Source organism: Mycolicibacter virginiensis, assembly GCF_022374935.2.
Lineage (GTDB): Bacteria > Actinomycetota > Actinomycetes > Mycobacteriales > Mycobacteriaceae > Mycobacterium > Mycobacterium virginiense.
In genome coordinates, this window is record NZ_CP092430.2 from 3,237,327 (window position 1) to 3,258,871 (window position 21,545).

The following is a 21,545-nucleotide window of genomic DNA, read 5'->3' on the forward strand; positions in this document are numbered from 1 at the left end:
GGGCAGCTGCGGCCGCCCCGGCGCTGCGGCGGGCGGCCGCGCTGCTCAACAGGCGATGCGGACGCGTCGGCGTCTCCGGACCCGCCAGCCCGCCGCCGCCTGGCAGCGTGCGGCGAGCTCACGCCGATCCGTTCCCGGCAACTGCAACGCCGCAACGTGCACCTGCGCGATGGTGCGGCGCGCGGTGATCAGCCGACGCATCGAGGCCAGCAGGCTGTCGTCACCGACAAAAGCCGGCACGGTCGACGGCGACCCGTCCGGATGGCGATAGGTGAGCTGCAGGGGCTGCACCGGGCGACCCGCATCCACGGCGGCCTGGAACATCGCCGGATAGAACCGGCCGTGGGCCCGTCCGCACCAAGTGGTGCCCTCCGGGAACGCCACGACCGTGCGACCGGCCCGCAATCGGGCCGCCACCGCGTCGACCACCACCGGCAACCCACGCAGGCTGTCGCGCTCGATGGGGATGATCCGCATCATGCGGGCCAGCGCTCCAACGCCGGGCCAGCTGATCAGATCGGCGCGCGCCACGAACGTGCCCGGCGACACCGCACCGATCACGAACACGTCCAGCCAGGACACGTGCGGGCTGACCACCAACATGCCGCGCAGGTTGCGTACCGGCCCGCCGGTCGTCGTCACCCGCACCCCGAAGCAGCGCAACACCACCCGGCACGCGCCGCGCTGCAACCGGACGCGACCCGGAAGCGGCACCGCCAGCAGTGGCAGCAGCGGCGCCAGCAGCACCACCAGCACCAGCCGCAGCGCCACCACTGCCGGGAACGGCCGCTCGCTACCGCTGCCGACGCATCGTGGCGTGCAGACGGCCCGAGGTGCCCAAGCGTTCACAACCGTTCGGTTCACGCTTGTGCGGTGCTGTCTAGGGCCTGTGAGGCCGCTGGTGCCCCGGCGACCACCGACGCCGCGGACACCGACCGCAGCCGGCGCAGGTAGCGGGTGTCGGCCTCGCTGCGGCGCAACAGGGCCGGGAAGTCGCCCACCCCGAAGGCGGGGTCGTGGGCCGGCTCGCCGCAGACCCGCGCGCCCAGGCGCAGGTAGCCGCGCAGCAGCGGCGGCATGGTGGGGCGAGTCGGTGGCGCGATCTCGTCGAGACCCTTGCCGTCGATCACCACCGGCCGGTACGGAGTCAGCCGGTGCGGGGAGGCGTGGCGGCGCCGCACGAAATCACGTACCCCGCGGATCTGACTACCGGGGGCGCCCTCGCCGCACACCGGCACCGAGACGCAGCCGGTGATGTAGTCGTACTGGTAGCGGTCCAGGTAGGCCAGGATCCCGGCCCACATCAACAGCACAACGGCGCCGTTGCGGTGGCCCGGCCGGACCACCGCGCGGCCCATCTCGACCAGTGACGGCCGCAGCGGATCCAGCGCGGTGACATCGAATTCGATTGCGCTGTAAAGACCTCCGGCGGCAATCGCTCCGGTGGGGGGAAGCATTCGGTAGCAGCCGACCAGCTCACCGGAGTCGTCGTCGCGCACCAGCAGGTGGTCGCAGTATTCGTCGAAACGGTCGGCGTCCAGGCCGGGGCGGCCGGCGCCGGAGTCGGTCAGGCAAAAGCCCGGCTCGGTGCTGAACACCTCGAAGCGCATCCGTTGGGCGGCTTCGATCATGGCGGGGTCGGTGGACAACAGCAGCGAGTAACGGGGGTTGTCGGTCCCGGAAGCGGGAGAATCGGTGGTGGGCTCAGGGGCGATGAGAACAGAACCAGTGCTCACACTCGCCACGCTCGCGCAGCCAGGCAGCGACGAGGCAATCACGGCATGACATGTCGGTGCACGCTTGGTGACGAATTGTGCGTGGCCCGCGCAGTAATGGGCGTTGAGATTGCAGCTGTGGTCGTGAATTCACCACGGCATGCGCAACCCTCAGTGCAATCTCAACGCCCACCGCTGAAACGACGGTACGGCTCAGGCCGCGGCGCCGCCGCCGTCGACGTGCAGCGTCGATCCGGTGATGAAGCTGGACCGCGGCGATGCGAGGAACAACACGGCCTCGGCGATCTCAGTGGCGTGTGCGGTACGCCCGAGCGGAAGCGCCCGCCCCAGTTCGTCATTGACGTCACCCCATTCGGCGACGACTCCCTCGGTGGCGGTCGGTCCCGGCGCAACGCTGTTGACCCGTACCCCGTGTGGGCCGAATTCCGCGGCCCACGTACGAGTCAGCGACTCCAACGCGGCTTTGGAGGCGCTGTAGCTCGACGCTCCGGGAACACCTTTGAAGGCGACCATGCTGGTGACGTTGACGATGCTGCCGCGCCCGCGCCGCAGCATCCCCGGCGCCAAGGCAGCGACCAGGAAATAGGCGCCGCGAACATTGGTGTCGAACGTCGAGGTGAACGAGGCCACATCCTGTTCCACGGTCAGCGCACCGGGGAAGCTGGCGGCGTTGTTCACCACGATATCCACCCCGCCGGGCCCGCATTGGCGCACCAGGGATTGCACAGACTCGAGGTCGGACAGATCCGCGGCCACGAATCGCACCCCGCCACCGAGTTCGGCGACGGCGGCGGCACCACGCTGCTCCGAGCGGCCAGTGATGATCACCTCGGCGCCGTGGCGCGCCAACAGCCGCGCGGATTCGAGCCCGATGCCCGCGGTCCCGCCGGTCACCAGTGCGGTCTGGCCCGCCAGGTCGTTCACTGGCTCGCCTGCCAGTCAGCCAGCCGGGTGGACGCCAGGGTCGCGTCGTCGCCGGTGACCAGGCCGGTGTCGCCGATCTTGGTGCCGAAGTAGACCGCAGCCGGGTCGACGACGATCGGGAGGTTCTCGCCCCGATGGGCCAGCACCAGCGCGGCCAGTTCAGCGAAGGTCAGCTTCTCCGGGCCACCGATGTTGATGATCCCGTCGACCGGCGCGGCCTGAGCGGCGCGAGCCACCTCGGCGGCCACCTCAGCCCCGGCGATGGGCTGGATCAGACCTTCGGGCGCCCGGACCTCGCCGTCGACGGTCAGTGATGCGGTGATGCCGTCGGCGAACTCGTGGAACTGCGTGGCACGCACGATGGTGTAGGGCAACCCGGATTCGGCGATGATGCGCTCCTGGGCGACCTTGGCACGCATGTAGCCGCTGTCGGGCAGGCCGTCGCAGTTCACGATGGACAGCACCACGTAGTGGCCGACGTCCGCGGCTTTGGCCGCGTCCACCTGGTTGGTGGTGGACTTGGTGAAGAAGTCCAGCACCGGGCCGTCGGCGAAGTCGGGTGAGTTGACCACGTCGACGAGCACGTCGGCGCCCGAGAGGGCGTCTGCCAGGCCGTCTCCGGTCAGCACGTCGACACCGGAATTGCGGGCAGCTGCCACGGTCTCGTGGCCGGCGGCGCGCAGCAGCTCGACGACCTTGGTACCGATCTGCCCGCTGGCACCCATCACAGTGATCTTCATCCTCGACACACCCTCTCTTCTCAGCACGATTGCGGTACCTCGACCCTGGCACCGTGCGGTCCGTGGGGGAACCCCGGAAAGTCCGTAGTCCGCTTCTCGGCTGGCGGGGTGTGGGGCCCCGGTCAGCGGCCGACAGCGATGGCGCGCAATTCCCGGCGCGAGCGGATTCCCAGCTTGGCGAAGACCTTGCGCAGGTGCCATTCGACGGTGTGAGCACTGATGAACAGCTGGGCCCCGATCTCGACATTGGTCAGTCCGGCACCGGCCAGCTCGGCGATCTGCTGCTCCTGCGGTGTCATCACGTCACCGCCGGGCGCGGCCTTGCCGCTGACTTTGTCTCCGATCGCCTGCAGTTCGCGGCGACTGCGCTGCGCGAAGGCCTGCGCCCCGAACCCGCTGAACATCTCGTGGGCGGTGCGCAGCTGCCGACGCGCGTCACCGCGCCGCTTCTCCCGGCGAAGCCACTCCCCGTACACCAGGTGTGCCCGCGCCAGGTCCACGGCGATCCGGGTGCGCTCGAGTCGATCGACGGCCTCGACATAGTGGTCCTCGGCGGTGGGGCCATCACACAGCAGTGCTCGCGAGCGGGCCAACACGCCCAGCCCCCAGTCGGTTCCGCTGACGCTGGTACGTTCCTGCAACTGCGCCAGCGCCTCGGCGGCCAAGCTCAGCTCGCCGCCGCGAACCCCGGCCTCCACCAGTTCGGCCAGGTTCCACCCGTAGAGGCCGAGATCCTCGTAGTCCAGCACCCGGCGCAGCGCCTCGCAGGCCGACTGGTAGCGGCCCAAGCCGTTGTAGAGCACCGCGGAGGCGTAGCCGATCAGTGCCACGATGCGGCCCTCGCCGCGGGCGGCACCGCTGCGGGCCGCGGCGTCGATCAACACGGTCGCCGCGGCTTCCTCCCCCGTCCAGGCCGCCAACGCCAGCGCGTGATAGCGCACCGGCGTCTGCCCCGACGCCGCGGTCAGGGCGTCGGCGTCGGCGATCAGCACGCGCGCCGCCGCGAACTCACCGGACTGTACGTGCACGCCGGCCCGGGTCGTCAACGCGACCGGCAGCATGGCCAGCGCACCGGTGTCGGTCGCGACCCGCACGGCGTCACTGGCGATCCGGTACCAGGCCTGGTCGTCCCACACGTCGTGCACGGCGGCTTCGTATCCGATCGGGAACGCCTGCCATGACCAGGTGTTCGGGGTCAGTGCGGCAATCGCGGCACGCAACGGTTCCAGGCCGGCTTGACAACCGGCACTGATGCGGGTGGTCAGGGCAAGCAGTAGCAGGTCGGCCGGACGGTTCGTCCGCACGCCCGCGGCCAGCGCCGCGGCGGTGTGCTGGCGCACCTGCGCTCCGAACGCCCGGCCCGCATACATCGCCGCGCTGACCGCCTCCAACAGGGTCTCTTGCGCCATCACCGCATCAATCGACTCCAAATGACTTGCCGCGCTGAAGAATTGGTGCACTGAGTCAAGGACGGTGGAGGTATGACCGCTGCCGCGGCCACGGGTGAACGCCAACTGTGCGCGCATCCGGGCCAACCGGGCACGCTGCAGCTCGTCGAGCGGCGCCAGCTCGGCGGTGCCCAACAGCGCGGCGGCCGCGTCCATTTCAGCCACCGCCCGCTTGGCTTCGGCGGCATCGAGCGCCCGGACTCCGCGCCGCAGCGGGTCTGGAGTCAACTCGGTGGCACGGGCCAAAAATGCTGCCGCCGCAGCGGTTCCACCGCGCAATGCCGCTCGGTCAGCGGAGCGTTCCAACTCCGCGGCGACCGTTTCGTCGGGGCCGGGAGCCGCGTGGGCGCGATGCCACGCCCGCCGGTCGGGGTCGTGCGCCGGGTCGGTGACCACGCCCAGGGCACGGTGGGCGGCCCGGCGGTCTTCCAGGTTCGCCGCGCGGTAGATCGCCGACCGCACCAGTGGATGGCGGAACCGCACCCGCGCGCCCACCTCGATCAGGCCGGCCTCCTCGGCCGGAGCGATGGCCGCGGACGCCAGGCCCAACTCACCGGCCGCCCGCAGCAACAGCGCCGCATCCCCCACTGGCTCGGCGGCAGCCAGCAACAAGAGCCGTTGGGTGTCGTCGGGCAACGCATGAATCCGGGCCAGGTAATGGCGTTCGATCTGTCCCGCCACCGGTACCACGTCGGGGCGGTAGTAGCCGCCGGCCAACTCGGCCGCGGACAGCCCCCGCGGGAGTTCCAGCAACGCCAGCGGGTTGCCGTGTGTCTCGGCGACGATCCGGTCGGCGACCTGGGGATCGATCCGGTCCGGCAGCGCCGACTCCAGCACAGCGCGCGCGTCGGCGTCAGCCAGGCCGCGCAACATCAGTTTCGGTAGTCCGGTGAGTCCGTCGACGGGTTCCCGCAGTGCGCACACCAATGCGATGGGTTCGGCCCGCAGTCGGCGAGCTACGAACCCCAGTGTCTGAGCCGTAACCTGGTCGAGCCATTGGGCGTCGTCGATCAGGCACAGCACCGGCTGGCGGGCGGCGACCCCGGCAAGCAGGCCCAGCACCGCCAGCCCGACCAGAAATCGGTCGGGTGCCGACCCGCTGCTCATGCCGAACGCGATAGCCAGCGCCTCGCGCTGCGGTTCGGGCAGGAGGTCGATCCCGTCGGCCACAGGTGCGCACAGCTGCTGCAGCCCGGCGAACGCCAGCTCCATGTCGGACTCCACCCCGGCCGCCCGAATCACCTGAAACTCCGGTGCGGATTCGGCCAGGTAGTCCAGCAGGACGGTCTTGCCGATACCGGCCTCGCCGCGCAGCACCAGCACCTGGCTACGGCCATCACGGGCGGCGGCGAGGGTTTCCCGTAGCTGCTCGCACTCGGACTCTCGTCCGGTCAGCCGCCGACCAGACGCAAAGGCCCCCATTTCGAGTCCGAAATGGGGGCTTTCGCGTCTGCTCACGCAGAAGAAATTAACCCTTGCGGGCCTTGATCGCCTCGGTCAGCTGCGGGGCGACCTTGAACAGGTCGCCGACGATGCCGAAGTCGGCGATCTCGAAGATCGGCGCTTCCTCGTCCTTGTTGACCACGACGATGGTCTTGGACGTCTGCATGCCGGCTCGGTGCTGGATCGCACCGGAGATGCCCAGGGCGATGTACAGCTGCGGCGACACCGTCTTGCCGGTCTGGCCGATCTGGAACTGGCCCGGGTAGTAGCCGGAGTCGACCGCGGCACGCGAAGCGCCGACCGCCGCACCGAGCGAGTCGGCCAGCTCCTCGACCACCGAGAAGCTCTCGGCGCTGCCGACACCGCGACCACCGGCCACCACGATGGGCGCCTCGGTGAGCTCCGGGCGGTCACCGGCCACTGCCGGCTGACGCGCAGTGATCTTGGTGGCGTTCTCCGCGGCGGCGGGCACCTCGACGGTGACCTGCTCGCCCGCGCCGGCGGCCGGCGCGGGCTCAACGGCACCCGCACGGACGGTGATGACCGGGAGCTCACCGGTGGGCTCGGCCTCGACGGTGAACGCACCACCAAAGATCGAGTGCACCACCTTGGCGCCCGCCTTGACCTCGACCACGTCGACCAGCAGACCGGAACCGATCCGGGCCGCCAGGCGGCCGGCGACCTCTTTGCCGTCGGCGTTGGCGGCGATCAGCACCGCAGCCGGGGCGGCCGTCTCGGCCAGCCCAGCCAGCACATCGACAGTCGGGGTGACCAGGTAGCCGTCCACCACGTCGGACTCGGCGACGTAGATCTTGGCGGCGCCGGCCTCCTTCAGGCCGTCCACCAGCGGGGCGGCGGTGCCGGGGGCACCGACGACGACCGCGGACGGCTCGCCGAGCTCACGCGCGGCGGTGATCAGTTCGGAGCTGACCTTCTTCAGCGCTCCGTCGGAGTGCTCAACGAGCACAAGTACTTCAGCCATGTCTGTTTTCTTCCGTCTTCGCTAGGTCCGGGGATCGCTTAGATGAGCTTCTGGGCAACCAGGTAGCCGGCGATCTTGGTGCCGCCATCGCCCTCGTCGGTCACCTTCTCGCCAGCGGTCTTCGGCGGCTTCGGAGTCGAAGCGGTCACCTTGGTGCCGGCGTTGGCGACACCGACCTCGTCGGCCTCCACGCCGATCTCGGCCAGGGTGAGCACGGTGACTTCCTTCTTCTTGGCGGCCATGATGCCCTTGAAGGACGGGAAGCGCGGCTCGTTGATCTTCTCGTTGACGCTCACCACGGCCGGCAGCGAGGCCTCCAGGGTGAACACGCCCTCGTCGGTCTCCCGCTCGCCGGTGACCTTGCCGCCCTCGACGGTCAGCTTGCGCAGGTGGGTCAGCTGCGGCAGACCCAGGTACTCGGCGATGATCGCCGGAACCGCACCGCCCACACCGTCAGTCGACTCGTTGCCCGCGATGACCAGCTCGGTGCCCTCGATGGCGCCCAGCGCGCGTGCCAGCGCCCAACCGGTCTGGACGACGTCGGAACCCTTCATGCCGTCGTCGAGGATGTGCACGGCCTTGTCAGCCCCCATCGACAGCGCCTTGCGGATCGCCTCGGTGGCCCGCTCCGGGCCGGCGGTCAGCACGGTGACGGTGCCTTCGGCGCCTTCGGCCTCCCGGATCTGCAGAGCCTCTTCGACGGCCCGCTCGTTGATCTCATCGAGCACGGCGTCGGCAGCCTCACGGTCCAGCGTGAAGTCACCGTCGGTGAGCTTGCGCTCCGACCAGGTGTCTGGGACCTGTTTGATCAGGACCACGATGTTCGTCATGAGTGTGGTTCGTCCTCCTCGAAGGGGTCCTGCAGCGGCGGGCCACAAGACTTCGGTAGCGATTCACGCAGCCGCACGAGAATGTTACTCACCGGTAACTTAATGCGGTTCGCGTGTACAGCGTAGCGGGTCGTGATAATGCCAGTGCGGGGTAGCCGGTTCGTAGAGTGCGCCCTTCGCGTTAGCCTGCCTGTGCGATGAAATCTACGAATGCCGCCGGAGACCCCACCGGCACGCCGCCCAGCGACAGCACGCTGACGCTGACCGGGGAGCGCACCATCCCCGGACTCGACGTCGAGAACTACTGGTTCCGGCGTCACGAGGTGGTCTACCAGCAGCTGGCGCCGCGTTGTAGCGGTCGTGAAGTCTTGGAGGCCGGGTTCGGCGAGGGCTATGGCGCCGACCTGATCGCGGGCGTGGCCCAGCGGGTGATCGGCGTGGATTACGACGACTCGGCGGTGGCCCACGTTCGGGCCCGCTACCCGCGCGTGGAAGCCGTCCAGGGAAACCTCGCCGAGTTGCCGCTGCCGGATGCGGCCGTGGATGTGGTGGTCAACTTCCAAGTCATCGAGCACCTCTGGGATCAGGGACAGTTCATCGCCGAATGCGCTCGAGTGCTGCGGCCCGGCGGGTTGCTGATGGTGTCCACGCCCAACCGGATCACCTTCTCCCCCGGCCGTGACACTCCGATCAACCCGTTCCACACCCGCGAACTCAATGCCGCCGAACTCACCGAGCTGCTGCTCGAGGGCGGATTCGAGATCGAGGGGGTCTACGGGGTTTTTCATGGCCCCGTGCTGGCCGAGATGGACGCCCGCCATGGCGGTTCGATCATCGACGCCCAGATCTCGCGGGCGGTCGCCGACGCGCCCTGGCCGGCCGACTTGCTGGCCGACGTCGCCGCAGTCACCAGCGACGATTTCGACATCCTCGAAGCCTCGCAGCACAACATTGACGACAGCCTGGACCTGGTGGCGATCGCGGTGCGCCGGTGACCGAGGAATCCAACGGCTCCGTACCGGGCCTGTTCACCCTGGTGCTGCACACCCACCTGCCGTGGCTGGCGCACCACGGCCGCTGGCCCGTCGGCGAGGAATGGCTCTACCAATCCTGGTCGGCGGCGTACCTGCCGCTGGTGCGGGTGCTGCGGACGCTGGCCGCCGAAGGCCGGCGAAACCTGCTCACGCTCGGGGTGACACCAGTGGTCGCCGCCCAGCTCGACGACCCGTACTGCCTGGACGGGATGCACCACTGGCTGGCGAACTGGCAGCTGCGCGCCGCACAGGCCACCACCTTGCCCGACATCCGCCCGTTCGGGCTGCACGAATGCGCCGCAGCCGAACAGGCCCTCGAGGAGTTCGCGCTGCTGTGGCGCCACGGCGCCAGCCCGCTGCTGCGCGAGCTGGTACAGGCGCAGACGGTGGAACTGCTCGGCGGTCCGCTGGCCCACCCGTTCCAGCCGCTGCTGGCGCCACGACTGCGCCAGTTCGCCCTGCACGAGGGGTTGGCCGACGCCCGGGCGCGGCTGGCCCACAGCCCCACCGGAATCTGGGCGCCGGAATGCGCATACACGCCCGGCCTGGAAACCGAGTACGCGGCCGCCGGGATTTCGCACTTCATGGTCGACGGCCCGTCGCTGCACGGCGACACCACGTTGGGCCGGCCGGTCGGTGACTCCGACGTGATCGCTTTCGGCCGTGACCTTGCAGTCAGCTACCGGGTGTGGTCGCCGAAGTCGGGCTATCCCGGTCATGACGCCTACCGGGATTTCCACACCTATGACCATCGCACCGGGTTGAAGCCGTCCCGGGTCACCGGCCGCAACGTCTCCCCCGAGCAGAAGGCGCCGTACGACCCGCAGCGCGCCGATGCCGCGATCGATACCCACGTCGCCGATTTCGTCGAAGTGGTCCGGGGCCGCCTGCAGTCCGAGTCCGAGCGGATCGGCCGCCCGGCCCACGTGGTTGCGGCATTCGACACCGAGCTGTTCGGCCACTGGTGGTACGAGGGACCGACCTGGCTGGCCCGGGTGTTGCGGGCACTGCCCGAAGCCGGGGTCCGCGTCGGCACGCTGACCGACGCCATCAACGCCGGATTCGTCGGCGAGTCCGTCGAACTGCCGCCCAGCTCGTGGGGCTCGGGCAAGGACTGGCGGGTGTGGTCCGGCGAGAAGGTCGCCGACCTGGTCCAGCTGAACTCCGAGGTGGTCGAGACCGCCTTGGGCGCCGTCGACAAGGCCCTGGCCCAGACCGCGGCACCGTCGGGCCCCACTCCGCGCGACCGGGTCGCCGACCAGATCCTGCGCGAGGCGCTGCTGACGGTCTCCAGCGACTGGCCGTTCATGGTCAGCAAGGACTCCGCGGCCGACTACGCCCGCTACCGTGCGCAGTTGCACGCGCACGCCACCCGCGAGATCGCCGACGCCCTGGCCGGCGGCCACCGAGACACCGCGCAGCGCTTGGCCGACGGCTGGAATAAGGCCGACGGTCTGTTCGGCGCCCTAGATGCCCGTAGGCTGCCACGGTGACCCCCCGCCTCCGGCCCTCGCACCACGAAGGTGCGCGTCAGAACGGACTCGCCGCGTGAAGATCCTGATGGTGTCGTGGGAATACCCACCGGTGGTGATCGGCGGGTTGGGTCGACATGTTCATCACCTGTCGACCGCGCTGGCCGCTGCCGGGCACGACGTCGTCGTCCTGTGCCGGCGTCCCTATGGCACCGACCCCAGCACTCACCCGTCGTCCGACGAGATCAGCGAAGGCGTGCGGGTGGTCGCCGCGGCCCAGGACCCGCACGAGTTCTCGTTCGGCGAAGACATGATGGCCTGGACGCTGGCGATGGGGCATTCGATGGTCCGCGCCGGACTGTCTCTCAAGATCGACGGCGGCCAGAGCGTGTGGCGCCCCGATCTGGTGCACGCCCACGACTGGCTGGTGGCACACCCGGCCATTGCGCTCGCCGAATTCTACGATGTGCCTTTGGTTTCCACGATCCACGCCACCGAAGCGGGCCGTCACTCGGGCTGGGTGTCGGGGCCGTTGAGCCGTCAGGTGCACGCGGTGGAGTCGTGGCTGGTCCGCGAATCGGATTCGCTGATCACCTGTTCGGCCTCGATGCGCGATGAGATCACCGACCTGTTCGGTCCTGGGCTGGCCGAAACCACCGTGATCCGCAACGGCATTGATGCCGCCCGGTGGCCGTTCGCCCCCCGGCAGACCCGCAACGGCCCACCGGAGATCCTGTTCGTCGGGCGACTCGAATACGAAAAGGGCGTGCACGACATCATTGCGGCCCTGCCGCGGATTCGGCGCGCCCACCCGGGAACCACGCTCACCATCGCCGGCGACGGCACCCAGCAGGACTGGCTGGTCGAGTGCGCCCGAAAGAGCCGGGTACTCAAGGCAACCCGTTTCATCGGCCGCGTCGACCACGACGAGCTGTTGGCACTGTTGCACCGGGCCGACGCCGCGGCACTGCCGAGTCACTACGAACCGTTCGGCCTGGCGGCACTGGAGGCCGCTGCCGCCGGAACCCCGCTGGTGGTCGCCAACGTGGGCGGACTGGGCGAGGCGGTGATCAACGGCGAAACCGGTATGTCCTGCCCACCGCGCGACGTGCCGGCCCTGGCCGCAGCCGTCTGCCACGTGCTCGATGACCCGGCCGCCGCCCAGCGCCGGGCGGTGGCCGCCCGCGAGCGGCTCAGCTCCGACTTCGACTGGCACACCGTGGCCGACGAGACCGCCCAGGTCTATCTGGCGGCCAAACGCCGCTTGCGGGATCCGCAGCCACGCCGGCCGATCATCGAGCACGCGCTGCCAGACCGGTAAACCCGGCGAAATGAAAAGCCGCGCCGCGATCCTGCGAGCCTACGGTGGCCGCTGGTCGGTCGAGGAGTTCGAACTCGATCCGCCGCGCGCCGGCGAGGTGTTGATCCGCATGGCCGCGGCGGGCCTGTGCCATTCCGACGAACATATCCGTCAGGGCCACCTGGCCCCGCCGGGGCAGAGTGCTCCGACCGCGCCGACGATCGGCGGCCACGAAGGCTCCGGGGTGGTCGTGCAGGTCGGCGACGGTGTCGCGGGGCTGTCCCCCGGCGATCACGTGGTGACATCATTCGTCGCGGTCTGCGGTCAATGTCACTGGTGTTCTTCGGGTATGGAGTACATCTGCGACGCCGGAGCGGGCACCATGCTGCCCGGAATGCCCACTGATGGCACCTTCCGGCACCACGGCTGCGACGGCCGGGATCTGGCTCATGTCTCCAAGATCGGCGCGTTCGCCGAACACACCGTGGTCTCGGCCGCCTCACTGGTCAAGATCGATCCGCACCTGCCGCTGCTTCCCGCGGCCCTGCTGGCGTGCGCGGTGCCGACGGGGTACGGCTCGGCGGCGTACCGCGCCGGTGTGCGCGGCGGCGACACCGTCGTGGTTATCGGGGTGGGCGGCATCGGCACGGCCGCCGTCCAGGGAGCCCGCATCAACGGCGCCGTCCGGATCGTCGCGGTGGATCCCATTGCTTTCAAGCGGGAATCAGCGGCCGCATTCGGCGCCACCCACACCGCGTCCAGCGCCGCCGAGGCCTTCGACCGCGACCTGACTCGCGGGGTGATGGCCGATGCGGTGGTGCTGTCCCCCGCTGTCGTCACCGATTCCGACCTCGAGGACGCCCTGCGGCTGACCCGCAAGGCCGGAACCTGTGTGCTGACCGGGATGGCGGTCCAGGGCACGCGGACCAGCATCGATCCCCAAGACATGATGCTGATGAACAAGACGCTGTGCGGCACCGTCTTCGGCTCCTGCAACCCGCGGACCGACATCCCGCTGTTGGCCACGCTCTACGATGCGGGCCGACTGCAACTCGACGAGATGGTCACCAAGCGTTACCAGCTCGACGACGTCAACCAGGCGTATGACGACCTGGCCGCAGGCGAATTGATCAGGGGCGTCATCGACTTCGGTCTCTAGCTTCGGCTAGCGGGTGATGGTAAACCCGTCCAGGGTGCCGGATCGTCGCCATGCGGCCAGGATGTCGGCGTATTCGGTAGGGCTGCCGAAGAAGAAACTGTCCTGGCGCAGCCGCGCGTTCGCGTGTCCCTCACGGTTGTAGTAGCCCGGCGTACACGTCTCACGCCGGCCGGCGATGACGTCGGAACGCGCCACCACCGCATCGACCCAGCCCTGTTCCGCATCCTCGGTGGCCTCTAGAGCGGTCACTGACTGCTGCAACGCGTGGGCGATCACCCACGCCACGTGCCGCGACTGAATGTCGATCAGGTAAGGGAAGTTCACCGTGAACCCGGACTGGGCGATGCTCTCGACGAAGCAGTTCGGGAAGCCGCTCACGTGCAGGCCGTGGAAGGTACGCACACCGTCGGCCCATTTCTCGGTCAGGGTCACGCCGTCGCGCCCGATGACCTCGAAACCCGTACGCCGGCAATAGTCGGTGCCCACCTCGAAGCCGGTCGCGAAAACCAGGCAGTCCAAGGGATATTCGATGCCGTCGACTACCGCGCCGGAAGCAGTGATCTGCTCGACGCCAAGGCCTTTCGTGTCGACCAGGGTGACGTTGTCGCGGTTGAAGGCCTGCAGGTACTCGTCGTGGAAGCACGGCCGCTTGCAGTAGTAGCCGTACCACGGCTTGAGTGCCTCGGCGGTGGTTGGGTCGTCTACCAGCGCGTCGACCCGCCCGCGGATCTCCTCCATCTTGGCGAAGTCGGCCATCTCGGCGGCGTTCGGGCCACCCTCGTTGACGATCGGCATCTGCTTGGTGAGGCTGGTCCAGGCGTCGTCGACGAGGTCTTCGTCGGCCTGGCCGCCCGCGGTCAGGATCTGAAAGTTCTCCATCCGCCGCCGTTGCCAGCCCGGCTCCAGATCGGCTGCCCACTGCGGATCGGTGGGCCGGTTGCCCCGGACGTCCACCGTCGAGGGTGTGCGCTGAAAGACGTAGAGGCGCCCGGCCGCCTCGGCCAGTCGCGGCACGCATTGGATGGCGGTGGCACCGGTGCCGATGATCCCCACTCGCTTGTCGGCCAGCCGGTCCAGATCCGCGCCGGTGTAGTCGTAGTCCCAGCGACTGGTGTGGAAGGTGCGCCCGGCGAACTCGTCGATGCCGGGAATGCCCGGCAGCTTCGGCTTCTGCAGGTAGCCATTGGCCATCGAGACGAATCGGGCCCGGAATGCGTCACCACGATTGGTCGTGATCACCCAGCGCGATGTCGCTTGTTCCCAACGTATTTCGGTGACCTCGGTCTGCAGGCAGGCATCGGCGTACAAGTCGTAGTGGCGGGCGATGCGCTGGCAGTGCGCGAAGATCTCCGGGCCCTTGGCATATTTCTCGGTCGGCACGTAGCCGAGTTCCTCCAGCAGCGGCATGTAGACGTAGGACTCCACGTCGCAGGCGATTCCGGGATACCGATTCCAGTACCAGGTGCCGCCAACGTCGGCAGCCTTGTCGATCAGCCGAATGCTTCCCACGCCGAGCTCGCGCAGCCGAGCACCGGTCAGCAGTCCGCCGAAACCGGCTCCGACGATCGCGACGTCGACCTCATCGGAGAGCGGTTCCCGGGTGAATCCGGGGTCGGCCCACGGGTCCGCGGCGAACCGAGCGAGGTGGCCCGCTACCTCGACGTACTGGTCGATCCCGTCGTTTCGCAGGCGCCGTTGGCGTTCCCGGGCGTACTTGTCGCGCAAGGCATTCGGATCAAAGTCTTGCGCCTGGAGTTCCTGGACATCGGTCAATCAGGCACCTCCGGAACGCCGCAAAGCCAGCCCAGCAACCGGCTCAGCATATAATCAATCAGTTGATCATATCAATGGGTGGCGAACAGCGTCCCCCTGATCAGGCGCTTAGCGGCGGCCAGCGCCGCGTGATAGGCCTCCGGAGTTCCGGTCGCCGCCAACTCGGTCAGCCCATAGACCAGGGCGTAGGTCACCTCGATCGCCGGCCGCGCCCCGGTGGCCAGGCGGCTATCGCCGTCATCGACGATCCCGGTGATGATGTCGCGCAGCGCCTCAAGCCCCCCACTCTCGGTCTCCCCCGGATACACGGTGACGGCGTTCTGAGCGCGAATCGCCCATTCGAACGTGGCGAGATCGGGATGTTCGCGCATGAGGTTGCCGGACTCGTCCAGCACGGCCTCGATCCGGTCAACGACCGTGCCGGGGCGCTGCGCGGCGCGCCGCAGTCGCGGCAGCGCGATCTCGGCCCGCGTGGCGATCGCGGCCGCCACCAGTTCGGCCTTGTTCGGAAAGTAGTTGTAGATGTTGGCGCTGGTGACACCTGCCGTGCGCGCGATCTGACGGATCGTGGTCCGCGCGTAGCCCAATTCGGCCACGCACGCAATGGTGGCGGCGATGATCCGCTGGCGGGTTTGGCCGCCGTCGGCGCCCACCGGACGGCCCAGCTGCGGAGTCGACATAGACACATCCTCGCAGCCGCCGGATCGCCGGCGGACTAATCTGAGCTGATCATGCCCCTGACGTCGTCGCCGCGGGGTCGGCCGGCTGGAACCAACAGCGAAGAGACCCGCCAGCGGATCATCAGCGCAGCGATCCGTCGCGTGGCCGAGGTCGGCCGTTCGGGCGCCACGATCCGCGAGATCGCCGCCGCCGCCGAGATGACCAGCGCCAGCCTGTACCACTACTTTCCGAACAAGGAAGAGCTGATGGCGGCGACCGTGGCCGCCGCCCGCGAGCTCGCGCTGCCCCGGTTGCACGCCGCGGCGCGGCGCACCGGCACCGTGGCGGATCGACTTGGCGCGGTACTTGCCGAAGCGGATCGGTTGACCCAGGACCACCCCTATCTCGCCGCGTTCGAGCGCACCACCGGCGAGGTCCCGCCGTTGCGCGACGTCATCGGTGAGGTCATCGACGAAGCGCGCCGCGGTGGTTCGCTGGCGACCGACGTCGACCGCGTTGGCGCCGCGGATGCGATCTATGCGTTGACGCGGGGGTTGACCGAGCAGACAGCGCAGCTGTCACCGGACACCTACCGTGCCACCCTGCGCTGCGCCGAAGATCTCCTGCGCGGCACGCTGTTTTAGGCGGCCGACCTAAGCGCTCGCCGCGGCGGCGATTCCGATGTCAATCCATTGGGCGAGCTGATGCCGAGCACTGACGTACTCGGCATCGACATGGACCCAGCCACGCATGGTCCGCCCACCCATCTCCATGGGTTGGGCCGCGGTGGTCCGCAACAGCTGCTCGGCGCGTGCCGCACCCACGCGGACCAGCAGCCCGCCGTCGGAGCTGGCAGCGACCGCGATCTTGCCGGCGACCAGGAAGGCCAGGCCGCCGAACATCGCCTTCTCGAGCACGGGTGGGCCGTCGCCCGCGAATATCTCCCGCACCCGGGCCGCCAGCTGCGCGTCGTAGGCCACTAGGACCCCGGGTGCCAGTCGCGGATCGCTGCCGCGAACTGCTCAGGGGCATCGGAGGGAACGAAGTGGCCGGCACCTTTGACGATGACGGTCTGGTGGTTGGTCAGCGCCCTTTCCCACTGCCGCAGTTCCCTGTCACCGAAGGCGAAGTCGCCGTCGCCCCAGATGATCAACGCTGGAAGCGCCGCGATGGCGGGCAACCCCGATTCCAGGTCGGCGAGAAAGGCGCGGCTGGCGGTGATCTCGCGGGGAAAGACTGCCGCCGCCTCTCGCCGCGCGGGGCTGTAGAGCGCCTTTTGGTAGTGGGCCATCTCCTTGCCGGTGGGCTTGGCGAGCCGATGCCCGACGGGGATCATGACGTTGACGAAGAGGTTGAACTGTCTGATCAGCAGGCGCCCGATCGGGCCGCCCATCACATGCGACATCATCTGGACGAGCGGAGCGCCAACCGGCCATGCCCAGGTGTTGGACAGCACCAACCGGTCGAAGATCTCGGGACGTTGTTGCATGACGGCCAACCCGATCGGACCACCCCAGTCGTGTACCACCAAGGTGATTCCACTCAGGGCGAGTGCGTCCACGAACGCGCCGACCACCCGGGCGTGTTCGGTGGGCAGGTACCGATATCCCGGCGCGGGCGACGACAGGCCGAACCCGGGGTAATCCACGGCGACGCAACGAAAGTCCGGCCGCAACCCTTCGATGACCTTGCGATAGTCAAACGACCAGGTCGGGTTGCCATGAAGGAACAGCAGGACCGGCCCTGACCCTTCGTCCACGTAGTGGACGGTATGTCCGTCGATGTCGAGAAACCGGCTCTCGAACGGGAACAACGTGTCGTCGACCCACGCGGGCCGTTCCGCGACTGTCATGTCCTCTCCCACTAACTTGATATAGTCAAGTGAACTTTAAATTAGCAAGTAGATGGTGATGAGTCGAGACTACGGTCAGTACTGCGGACTTGCCCGGGCCCTGGATGTGGTGGGCGACCGGTGGAATCTGTTGATCGTCCGCCAGCTCCTGATGGGCCCGGCCCGCTACCGCGACTTGCGCACCGGGCTGTCGGGGATCGCAACCAACCTGCTCACCGACCGGCTCCGCGATCTCGAGACCGCAGGGGTCCTCGAGCGGCGGTTGTCCGAAGACGGCAAGGCGCTCTCCTACGCCCTGACGCCCTGGGGCGCGCAGTTGCGCGAGCCCATCTACGCGCTGGTCCGCTGGTCGACGCCGCTGATGGTCCGCGGCCCCCAGGGCGACGAACTCCGCGCCGAGTGGCTGCGGCTCGCACTGCCCGCCCTGTTCGCCGACCGGGTGCCCGCGGGCCCGTCGGTGGCGGTGGGAATCGCGGTGGACGGCGGAACGGTGCAATTGCAGACCACCGAGGCCGGCATCGAGGTCGGCGAACCCGACGGTCGCCCGCTCGACGCCGTGCTGCACACCGAGGCACCCATCGTTCTCGGCCTCGCGGCGGGCGTGCTGTCGTTTGACGACGTCATGGCGCTGGTCGAGATCGACGGTGACCAGTCGGCGCTGCGCAAGTTCTTCGACGCGCCTACAACGCTGCCAGATACCGTGTGCGGTGCGCGATAACCCGTTGCGACACTGCGGCATCGGGAACCAGCAGATCGAATGCGTGCGGACAACCGGGGTACACATGCAGCTCGACTGGGACGCCCGCGGCGATCAGCCGGTGGGCGAAGTCGACGTCCTCCGGCGCGAAGATGTCCAGCCCGCCGACATCGATGTACGTCGGCGGCAGGGCGGCCAGATCGTCGGCTCGGGCCGGCGCGGCGTAGCCGTCGGCGCAACCGTCGCCCAGCAGGGCTGACCAGCCGGTGACGTTGTCGTCGTAGCTCCAGGTGAGCAGCGTGGCGCCCGCGGCGCCCGCCTCGCGGGTGCGGTCGTCGAGCATGGGGTAGATCAGCAGCTGAGCTGCGATCGCCGGCCCGCCCCGGTCACGGGCCAGCAGGCTTACGCCCGCGGCCAGTCCCCCACCGGCGCTGTCGCCCATCACGGCCAGCCGGGACGCGTCGACGCCCAGCTCGCCGGCGTGATCGCTGAGCCAGCACAATGCCGCGTAGCAGTCCTGAAGCGGAGTTGGATGCGGGAATTCCGGGGCGACCCGGTAGTCCACCACCAGCATCGGCACCCCGGAGGCGGCGACATAGGCGCGCACCGCCGCGTCGTAGAGCGGCCCCAGGTGGCTCCAGTCCAGGATCATTCCGCCGCCGTGCAGATACAGCACGGCGCTGCCGGGCTGATCAGCGCCGGTTCGCCGGTACCAGCGCAACGGCAGGGTGTCGCCGTCGTAGGTCAGCGAAAACTCTTGGGTCTCTACGCCGGTGACCGGTGGCAGCGATGCCAGCGCCTGATTGAAGGTATGCCCCACGTTGCTCCGACGGGCGGCGACATCGCCGACCTGCGGCGCCGGCGCAGTGTCGGCACCGTCGCGCATCGCCAGCAGCGCCGCCAGCACCTGCGGGTCGGGTGGCCCGGCCATCAGTGTTGCGCCCCAGGCACCGCGGTGGCCACCACTTTGGTCTCGAGGTATTCCTCGAAGCCCGCCAGTCCCATCTCCCGGCCGACTCCGGACTGCTTGTAGCCCCCGAACGGTACGTCGGCGGAGTACCACATGCCGCCGTTGACGTTGACGGTCCCGGCGCGCAGTCGCGACGCCATTCGGGCGGCGCGGTCGACAGAACCGAACACCGTGGCGGACAGCCCGTACGGCGAGTCATTGGCGATGCGCAGCGCGTCGGCGTCCCCGTCGTGGGCCAGCACCACCAACACCGGGCCGAAGATCTCTTCGCGGGCCACCCGGGCTTCGTTGGTCAGCCCGCCGATCACCGTCGGCTCGATGAAGAAGCCCCGGTCCAGGCCGGCCGGCCGGCCACCACCGCAGTGAAACGTCCCGCCTTCGGCGATCGCCAGATCGAGATACGACTGCACCCGATCTCGCTGCTTCGCCGAGATCAGCGGTCCGCACAGTGTTTTCGGATCGTTGGGGTCACCCACCGCGATCCGCGACATCGCGGCAGCCACCATGTCGAGCGCCTCGCCGTAGCGTTGACGCGGCACCAGCAGCCGGGTGGTCAGGGCGCACCCCTGACCGGCGTGCATCGCCACCGTCGACGCGGCGGCCGTGCAGGCGGCGGACAGGTCGGCGTCATCGAGGACCACAAACGCCGACTTGCCGCCGAGTTCCAGAAAGACCTTCTTGATGGTCTGCGCGGCAGCATTCATCACCGAGCGACCTGTCGCGGTCGAGCCGGTGAAGGACACCACGTCGACGCGGGGGTCCTCGGCGAGCCGAGCACCGATGCGATGGTCGGCAGCCGTGACGATATTGACAACACCGGGCGGAAAGTCGGTCTTCTCGGCGATGATCCGGCCGACTTCGGCTGCACACCAGGGGGTGTCGGGTGCCGGCTTGAGGACGACGGTGTTGCCCGCCGCCAGCGCCGGACCGATCTTGGCAAAGGTGGTCTGGTGCGGGAAGTTCCACGGTGTGATTGCCCCCACCACGCCGAACGGCTCCCGCACCAGGGTGCGGGCGGTGGTGATACCCATCGGAGCAGCCACCCCGAGGTCCACCCGCCAGGGGTAGCTCTCCGCGGTGGCAGCCGGGAAACCAAGGTCATCGACGGGAGTCTGCAGCTGGCCGCGGTAGGTCAGTGACCGGGGCGCCCCGACCTCGGCAATGGTGATCTCACGCAGCGTCTCGATCTCATCGTTGAGCGCGTCGCGCAGCTGGCGCAGGCAGTGCACCCGCAATGCGGTGTCGCGGCCCCAGTCCGAGGAGTCGAACGCCGTCCGAGCGGCGGCGATAGCCCGGTCGAGGTCGGCGGCATCACCGTCGGCGGCCGCACCGATGGCTTCCTCGGTGGCCGGGTTGATGGTGTCAAAAGCGCCCCCACCACCGGCGACCAGCGCGCCGTCGATCAGCAGCTGGGTCAGCGGACCGGTCACAGTCCCTAGGCTAACGGCGGGACGCCGACATAATCAATCGATTGATCATTTCGTACGTTACGGTGGCGCCCAGGAGGTGACCGGTCAATCCCATGCCATTACTAAGCGCCTTGCGCCTGAACATGACGAACGCCCCCGGTGCCGGAAATGCCGAGCGGTACCGGGCCGCGTTGGAGATGGCGTCCTATGCCGACGCCAACGGCGTCACCGCGATCGGTTGCGAAGAACATCATCTCGCGGCCACCGGCTGGCTGCCCGCGCCGCTGTTGATGGCCGCCGCCGTCGCTGGATGCACCACCAATATCCGCATCAGCATCAACGCACTGTTGATACCGCTCTACGCCCCGGTGCGCCTCGCCGAGGACATCGCAGTGCTCGATCAGCTGTCCGCCGGACGGGTCAGCTTCGTCGCCGGAATGGGTTACCGCCCAGAGGAATACCACGCTGCGGGTAAGGACTTCCGGCGGCGGGGCCGCCTGATGGACGAATGCCTCGAGGTGCTGCTCAGATCCTGGGGCGACGAGCCTTTCGAATACCACGGTCAGCTGATCGATGTGACACCCAAGCCCTACACCAAGCCGCATCCGGTGTTCTTCATCGGCGGGATGAGCACGGCAGCCGCCCGTCGAGCGGCCCGGTTCGGTTTGCCGTTCTCGCCGCCGATGCCCATGCCCGAGATCGAAGCGGTGTATCGGGAGGAACTGGCACGCAACGGAAAACAGGGCTTCGTGTTCAGCCCCGAGAACGGCAATACCGTGACTCATCTGACCACCGACCCCGAGGCCGCGTGGGCCCGATGTGGTGAGCATTTCCTGCACGAGGCAACCGAATACAGCTCGTGGGCGGTGCCAGAGGTGCCTCGCCCCAACGAGAGTCCGACCGACACGATCGACGAGCTGCGCTCGTCGGCCAAGATCGAGGTGCTGACCCCTGATGAGCTCGTCGCGCAGTGTCGCGCCGGCCGCACCGGGGTGACCCTGCACCCGCTGATCGGCGGGCTGCCGCTCGACGAAGGCTGGGAGAGCCTGCGGCTGCTGGTCGAACGGGTGCTGCCGGCACTGAAACCCTAGCTGGGACAGCCCGGCTCAACGGCTT

The 21,545-nt window shown here is 68.7% G+C and carries 20 protein-coding genes; 7 read left to right on the forward strand and 13 right to left on the reverse strand.

The window, feature by feature from the left end; all coding sequences use genetic code 11:
• Nucleotides 1-45 precede the first annotated feature (45 nt).
• The 7 genes from MJO54_RS15715 to MJO54_RS15745 form a co-directional block, all read right to left on the reverse strand.
• Complete coding sequence (locus tag MJO54_RS15715; protein WP_240175153.1) at nt 46-864, reverse strand: lysophospholipid acyltransferase family protein; 819 nt, start codon at nt 862-864, stop codon at nt 46-48.
• On the reverse strand, nt 861-1,736 hold the full coding sequence (locus MJO54_RS15720) for a GNAT family N-acetyltransferase (RefSeq protein WP_240175154.1): 876 nt from the start codon (nt 1,734-1,736) through the stop codon (nt 861-863). Before MJO54_RS15720 ends, MJO54_RS15715 begins: the two co-directional genes overlap by 4 nt.
• Nucleotides 1,737-1,928: 192 nt before the next feature.
• Nucleotides 1,929-2,660: an SDR family NAD(P)-dependent oxidoreductase gene (locus MJO54_RS15725; RefSeq protein ID WP_064890046.1), complete on the reverse strand. Its 732-nt coding sequence runs from the start codon at nt 2,658-2,660 to the stop codon at nt 1,929-1,931.
• Nucleotides 2,657-3,400, reverse strand: a complete 744-nt coding sequence (locus MJO54_RS15730; RefSeq protein ID WP_046286067.1) for an SDR family oxidoreductase — start codon at nt 3,398-3,400, stop codon at nt 2,657-2,659. The genes MJO54_RS15725 and MJO54_RS15730 overlap by 4 nt, the downstream gene beginning before the upstream one ends.
• Before the next feature lie 122 nt (nt 3,401-3,522).
• The gene (locus tag MJO54_RS15735; RefSeq protein ID WP_240175987.1) at nt 3,523-6,270 is read right to left on the reverse strand and encodes an ATP-binding protein; all 2,748 of its coding nucleotides are present in this window, start codon (nt 6,268-6,270) and stop codon (nt 3,523-3,525) included.
• Nucleotides 6,271-6,316: 46 nt separating this feature from the next.
• Nucleotides 6,317-7,273: an electron transfer flavoprotein subunit alpha/FixB family protein gene (locus tag MJO54_RS15740; RefSeq protein ID WP_046286924.1), complete on the reverse strand. Its 957-nt coding sequence runs from the start codon at nt 7,271-7,273 to the stop codon at nt 6,317-6,319.
• Between the two features lie 38 nt (nt 7,274-7,311).
• On the reverse strand, nt 7,312-8,103 hold the full coding sequence (locus MJO54_RS15745) for an electron transfer flavoprotein subunit beta/FixA family protein (protein WP_046286923.1): 792 nt from the start codon (nt 8,101-8,103) through the stop codon (nt 7,312-7,314).
• Between the two features lie 197 nt (nt 8,104-8,300).
• Here MJO54_RS15745 and MJO54_RS15750 point away from each other — a divergent pair, with 197 nt between their 5' ends.
• Genes MJO54_RS15750 through MJO54_RS15765 form a run of 4 tightly spaced genes read left to right on the forward strand, consistent with a single transcriptional unit; the run spans nt 8,301 to nt 13,068 of the window.
• Nucleotides 8,301-9,098, forward strand: a complete 798-nt coding sequence (locus tag MJO54_RS15750) for a class I SAM-dependent methyltransferase (protein WP_240175155.1) — start codon at nt 8,301-8,303, stop codon at nt 9,096-9,098.
• Nucleotides 9,095-10,630: a 1,4-alpha-glucan branching protein domain-containing protein gene (locus tag MJO54_RS15755; protein ID WP_064890040.1), complete on the forward strand. Its 1,536-nt coding sequence runs from the start codon at nt 9,095-9,097 to the stop codon at nt 10,628-10,630. Before MJO54_RS15750 ends, MJO54_RS15755 begins: the two co-directional genes overlap by 4 nt.
• Before the next feature lie 55 nt (nt 10,631-10,685).
• Nucleotides 10,686-11,930, forward strand: a complete 1,245-nt coding sequence (locus MJO54_RS15760) for a glycosyltransferase family 4 protein (protein ID WP_105295688.1) — start codon at nt 10,686-10,688, stop codon at nt 11,928-11,930.
• Nucleotides 11,931-11,940: 10 nt separating this feature from the next.
• Nucleotides 11,941-13,068: an NDMA-dependent alcohol dehydrogenase gene (locus MJO54_RS15765; protein ID WP_240175156.1), complete on the forward strand. Its 1,128-nt coding sequence runs from the start codon at nt 11,941-11,943 to the stop codon at nt 13,066-13,068.
• A gap of 6 nt (nt 13,069-13,074) precedes the next feature.
• Here MJO54_RS15765 and MJO54_RS15770 read toward each other — a convergent pair whose 3' ends face one another.
• Nucleotides 13,075-14,841, reverse strand: coding sequence for a flavin-containing monooxygenase (locus MJO54_RS15770; RefSeq protein ID WP_240175157.1), 1,767 nt, complete (start codon nt 14,839-14,841; stop codon nt 13,075-13,077).
• A gap of 71 nt (nt 14,842-14,912) precedes the next feature.
• Entirely contained in the window at nt 14,913-15,521 is a 609-nt protein-coding gene (locus MJO54_RS15775) for a TetR/AcrR family transcriptional regulator (RefSeq protein WP_046285250.1), read from the reverse strand.
• Between the two features lie 51 nt (nt 15,522-15,572).
• Between MJO54_RS15775 and MJO54_RS15780 the strand changes: the two genes are divergently transcribed.
• On the forward strand, nt 15,573-16,145 hold the full coding sequence (locus tag MJO54_RS15780; protein ID WP_046285251.1) for a TetR/AcrR family transcriptional regulator: 573 nt from the start codon (nt 15,573-15,575) through the stop codon (nt 16,143-16,145).
• Nucleotides 16,146-16,154: 9 nt separating this feature from the next.
• Here the strand turns inward: MJO54_RS15780 and MJO54_RS15785 are convergent, their stop codons facing one another.
• Nucleotides 16,155-16,481, reverse strand: coding sequence for a TfoX/Sxy family protein (locus MJO54_RS15785; RefSeq protein ID WP_046285252.1), 327 nt, complete (start codon nt 16,479-16,481; stop codon nt 16,155-16,157).
• Nucleotides 16,481-17,353, reverse strand: a complete 873-nt coding sequence (locus MJO54_RS15790) for an alpha/beta fold hydrolase (protein WP_046285266.1) — start codon at nt 17,351-17,353, stop codon at nt 16,481-16,483. Before MJO54_RS15790 ends, MJO54_RS15785 begins: the two co-directional genes overlap by 1 nt.
• A gap of 58 nt (nt 17,354-17,411) precedes the next feature.
• Between MJO54_RS15790 and MJO54_RS15795 the strand changes: the two genes are divergently transcribed.
• The gene (locus MJO54_RS15795) at nt 17,412-18,071 is read left to right on the forward strand and encodes a winged helix-turn-helix transcriptional regulator (protein WP_064889075.1); all 660 of its coding nucleotides are present in this window, start codon (nt 17,412-17,414) and stop codon (nt 18,069-18,071) included.
• On the opposite strand, the gene MJO54_RS15800 is transcribed toward MJO54_RS15795, so the two are convergent.
• On the reverse strand, nt 18,034-18,981 hold the full coding sequence (locus MJO54_RS15800) for an alpha/beta hydrolase (protein ID WP_064889065.1): 948 nt from the start codon (nt 18,979-18,981) through the stop codon (nt 18,034-18,036). The genes MJO54_RS15795 and MJO54_RS15800 overlap by 38 nt on opposite strands.
• Nucleotides 18,981-20,450 (reverse strand): aldehyde dehydrogenase, encoded by a 1,470-nt coding sequence (locus tag MJO54_RS15805; RefSeq protein ID WP_240175158.1) that lies wholly within the window; start codon nt 20,448-20,450, stop codon nt 18,981-18,983. Before MJO54_RS15805 ends, MJO54_RS15800 begins: the two co-directional genes overlap by 1 nt.
• A 92-nt stretch (nt 20,451-20,542) precedes the next feature.
• Between MJO54_RS15805 and MJO54_RS15810 the strand changes: the two genes are divergently transcribed.
• Entirely contained in the window at nt 20,543-21,520 is a 978-nt protein-coding gene (locus MJO54_RS15810; RefSeq protein ID WP_064889066.1) for an LLM class flavin-dependent oxidoreductase, read from the forward strand.
• The last annotated feature ends 25 nt before the right edge of the window (nt 21,521-21,545 follow it).

Bases quoted from the DNA above. Each gene is read 5' to 3' on its own strand.
- MJO54_RS15795 (WP_064889075.1), top strand. From the start codon at position 17,412: ATGAGTCGAGACTACGGTCAGTACTGCGGACTTGCCCGGGCCCTGGAT.
- MJO54_RS15730 (WP_046286067.1), bottom strand. From the start codon at position 3,400: ATGAAGATCACTGTGATGGGTGCCAGCGGGCAGATCGGTACCAAGGTC.
- MJO54_RS15780 (WP_046285251.1), top strand. From the start codon at position 15,573: ATGCCCCTGACGTCGTCGCCGCGGGGTCGGCCGGCTGGAACCAACAGC.
- MJO54_RS15745 (WP_046286923.1), bottom strand. From the start codon at position 8,103: ATGACGAACATCGTGGTCCTGATCAAACAGGTCCCAGACACCTGGTCG.
- MJO54_RS15740 (WP_046286924.1), bottom strand. From the start codon at position 7,273: ATGGCTGAAGTACTTGTGCTCGTTGAGCACTCCGACGGAGCGCTGAAG.
- MJO54_RS15800 (WP_064889065.1), bottom strand. From the start codon at position 18,981: ATGGCCGGGCCACCCGACCCGCAGGTGCTGGCGGCGCTGCTGGCGATG.
- MJO54_RS15735 (WP_240175987.1), bottom strand. From the start codon at position 6,270: ATGGGGGCCTTTGCGTCTGGTCGGCGGCTGACCGGACGAGAGTCCGAG.
- MJO54_RS15750 (WP_240175155.1), top strand. From the start codon at position 8,301: ATGAAATCTACGAATGCCGCCGGAGACCCCACCGGCACGCCGCCCAGC.
- MJO54_RS15775 (WP_046285250.1), bottom strand. From the start codon at position 15,521: ATGTCGACTCCGCAGCTGGGCCGTCCGGTGGGCGCCGACGGCGGCCAA.
- MJO54_RS15810 (WP_064889066.1), top strand. From the start codon at position 20,543: ATGCCATTACTAAGCGCCTTGCGCCTGAACATGACGAACGCCCCCGGT.
- MJO54_RS15790 (WP_046285266.1), bottom strand. From the start codon at position 17,353: ATGACAGTCGCGGAACGGCCCGCGTGGGTCGACGACACGTTGTTCCCG.
- MJO54_RS15765 (WP_240175156.1), top strand. From the start codon at position 11,941: ATGAAAAGCCGCGCCGCGATCCTGCGAGCCTACGGTGGCCGCTGGTCG.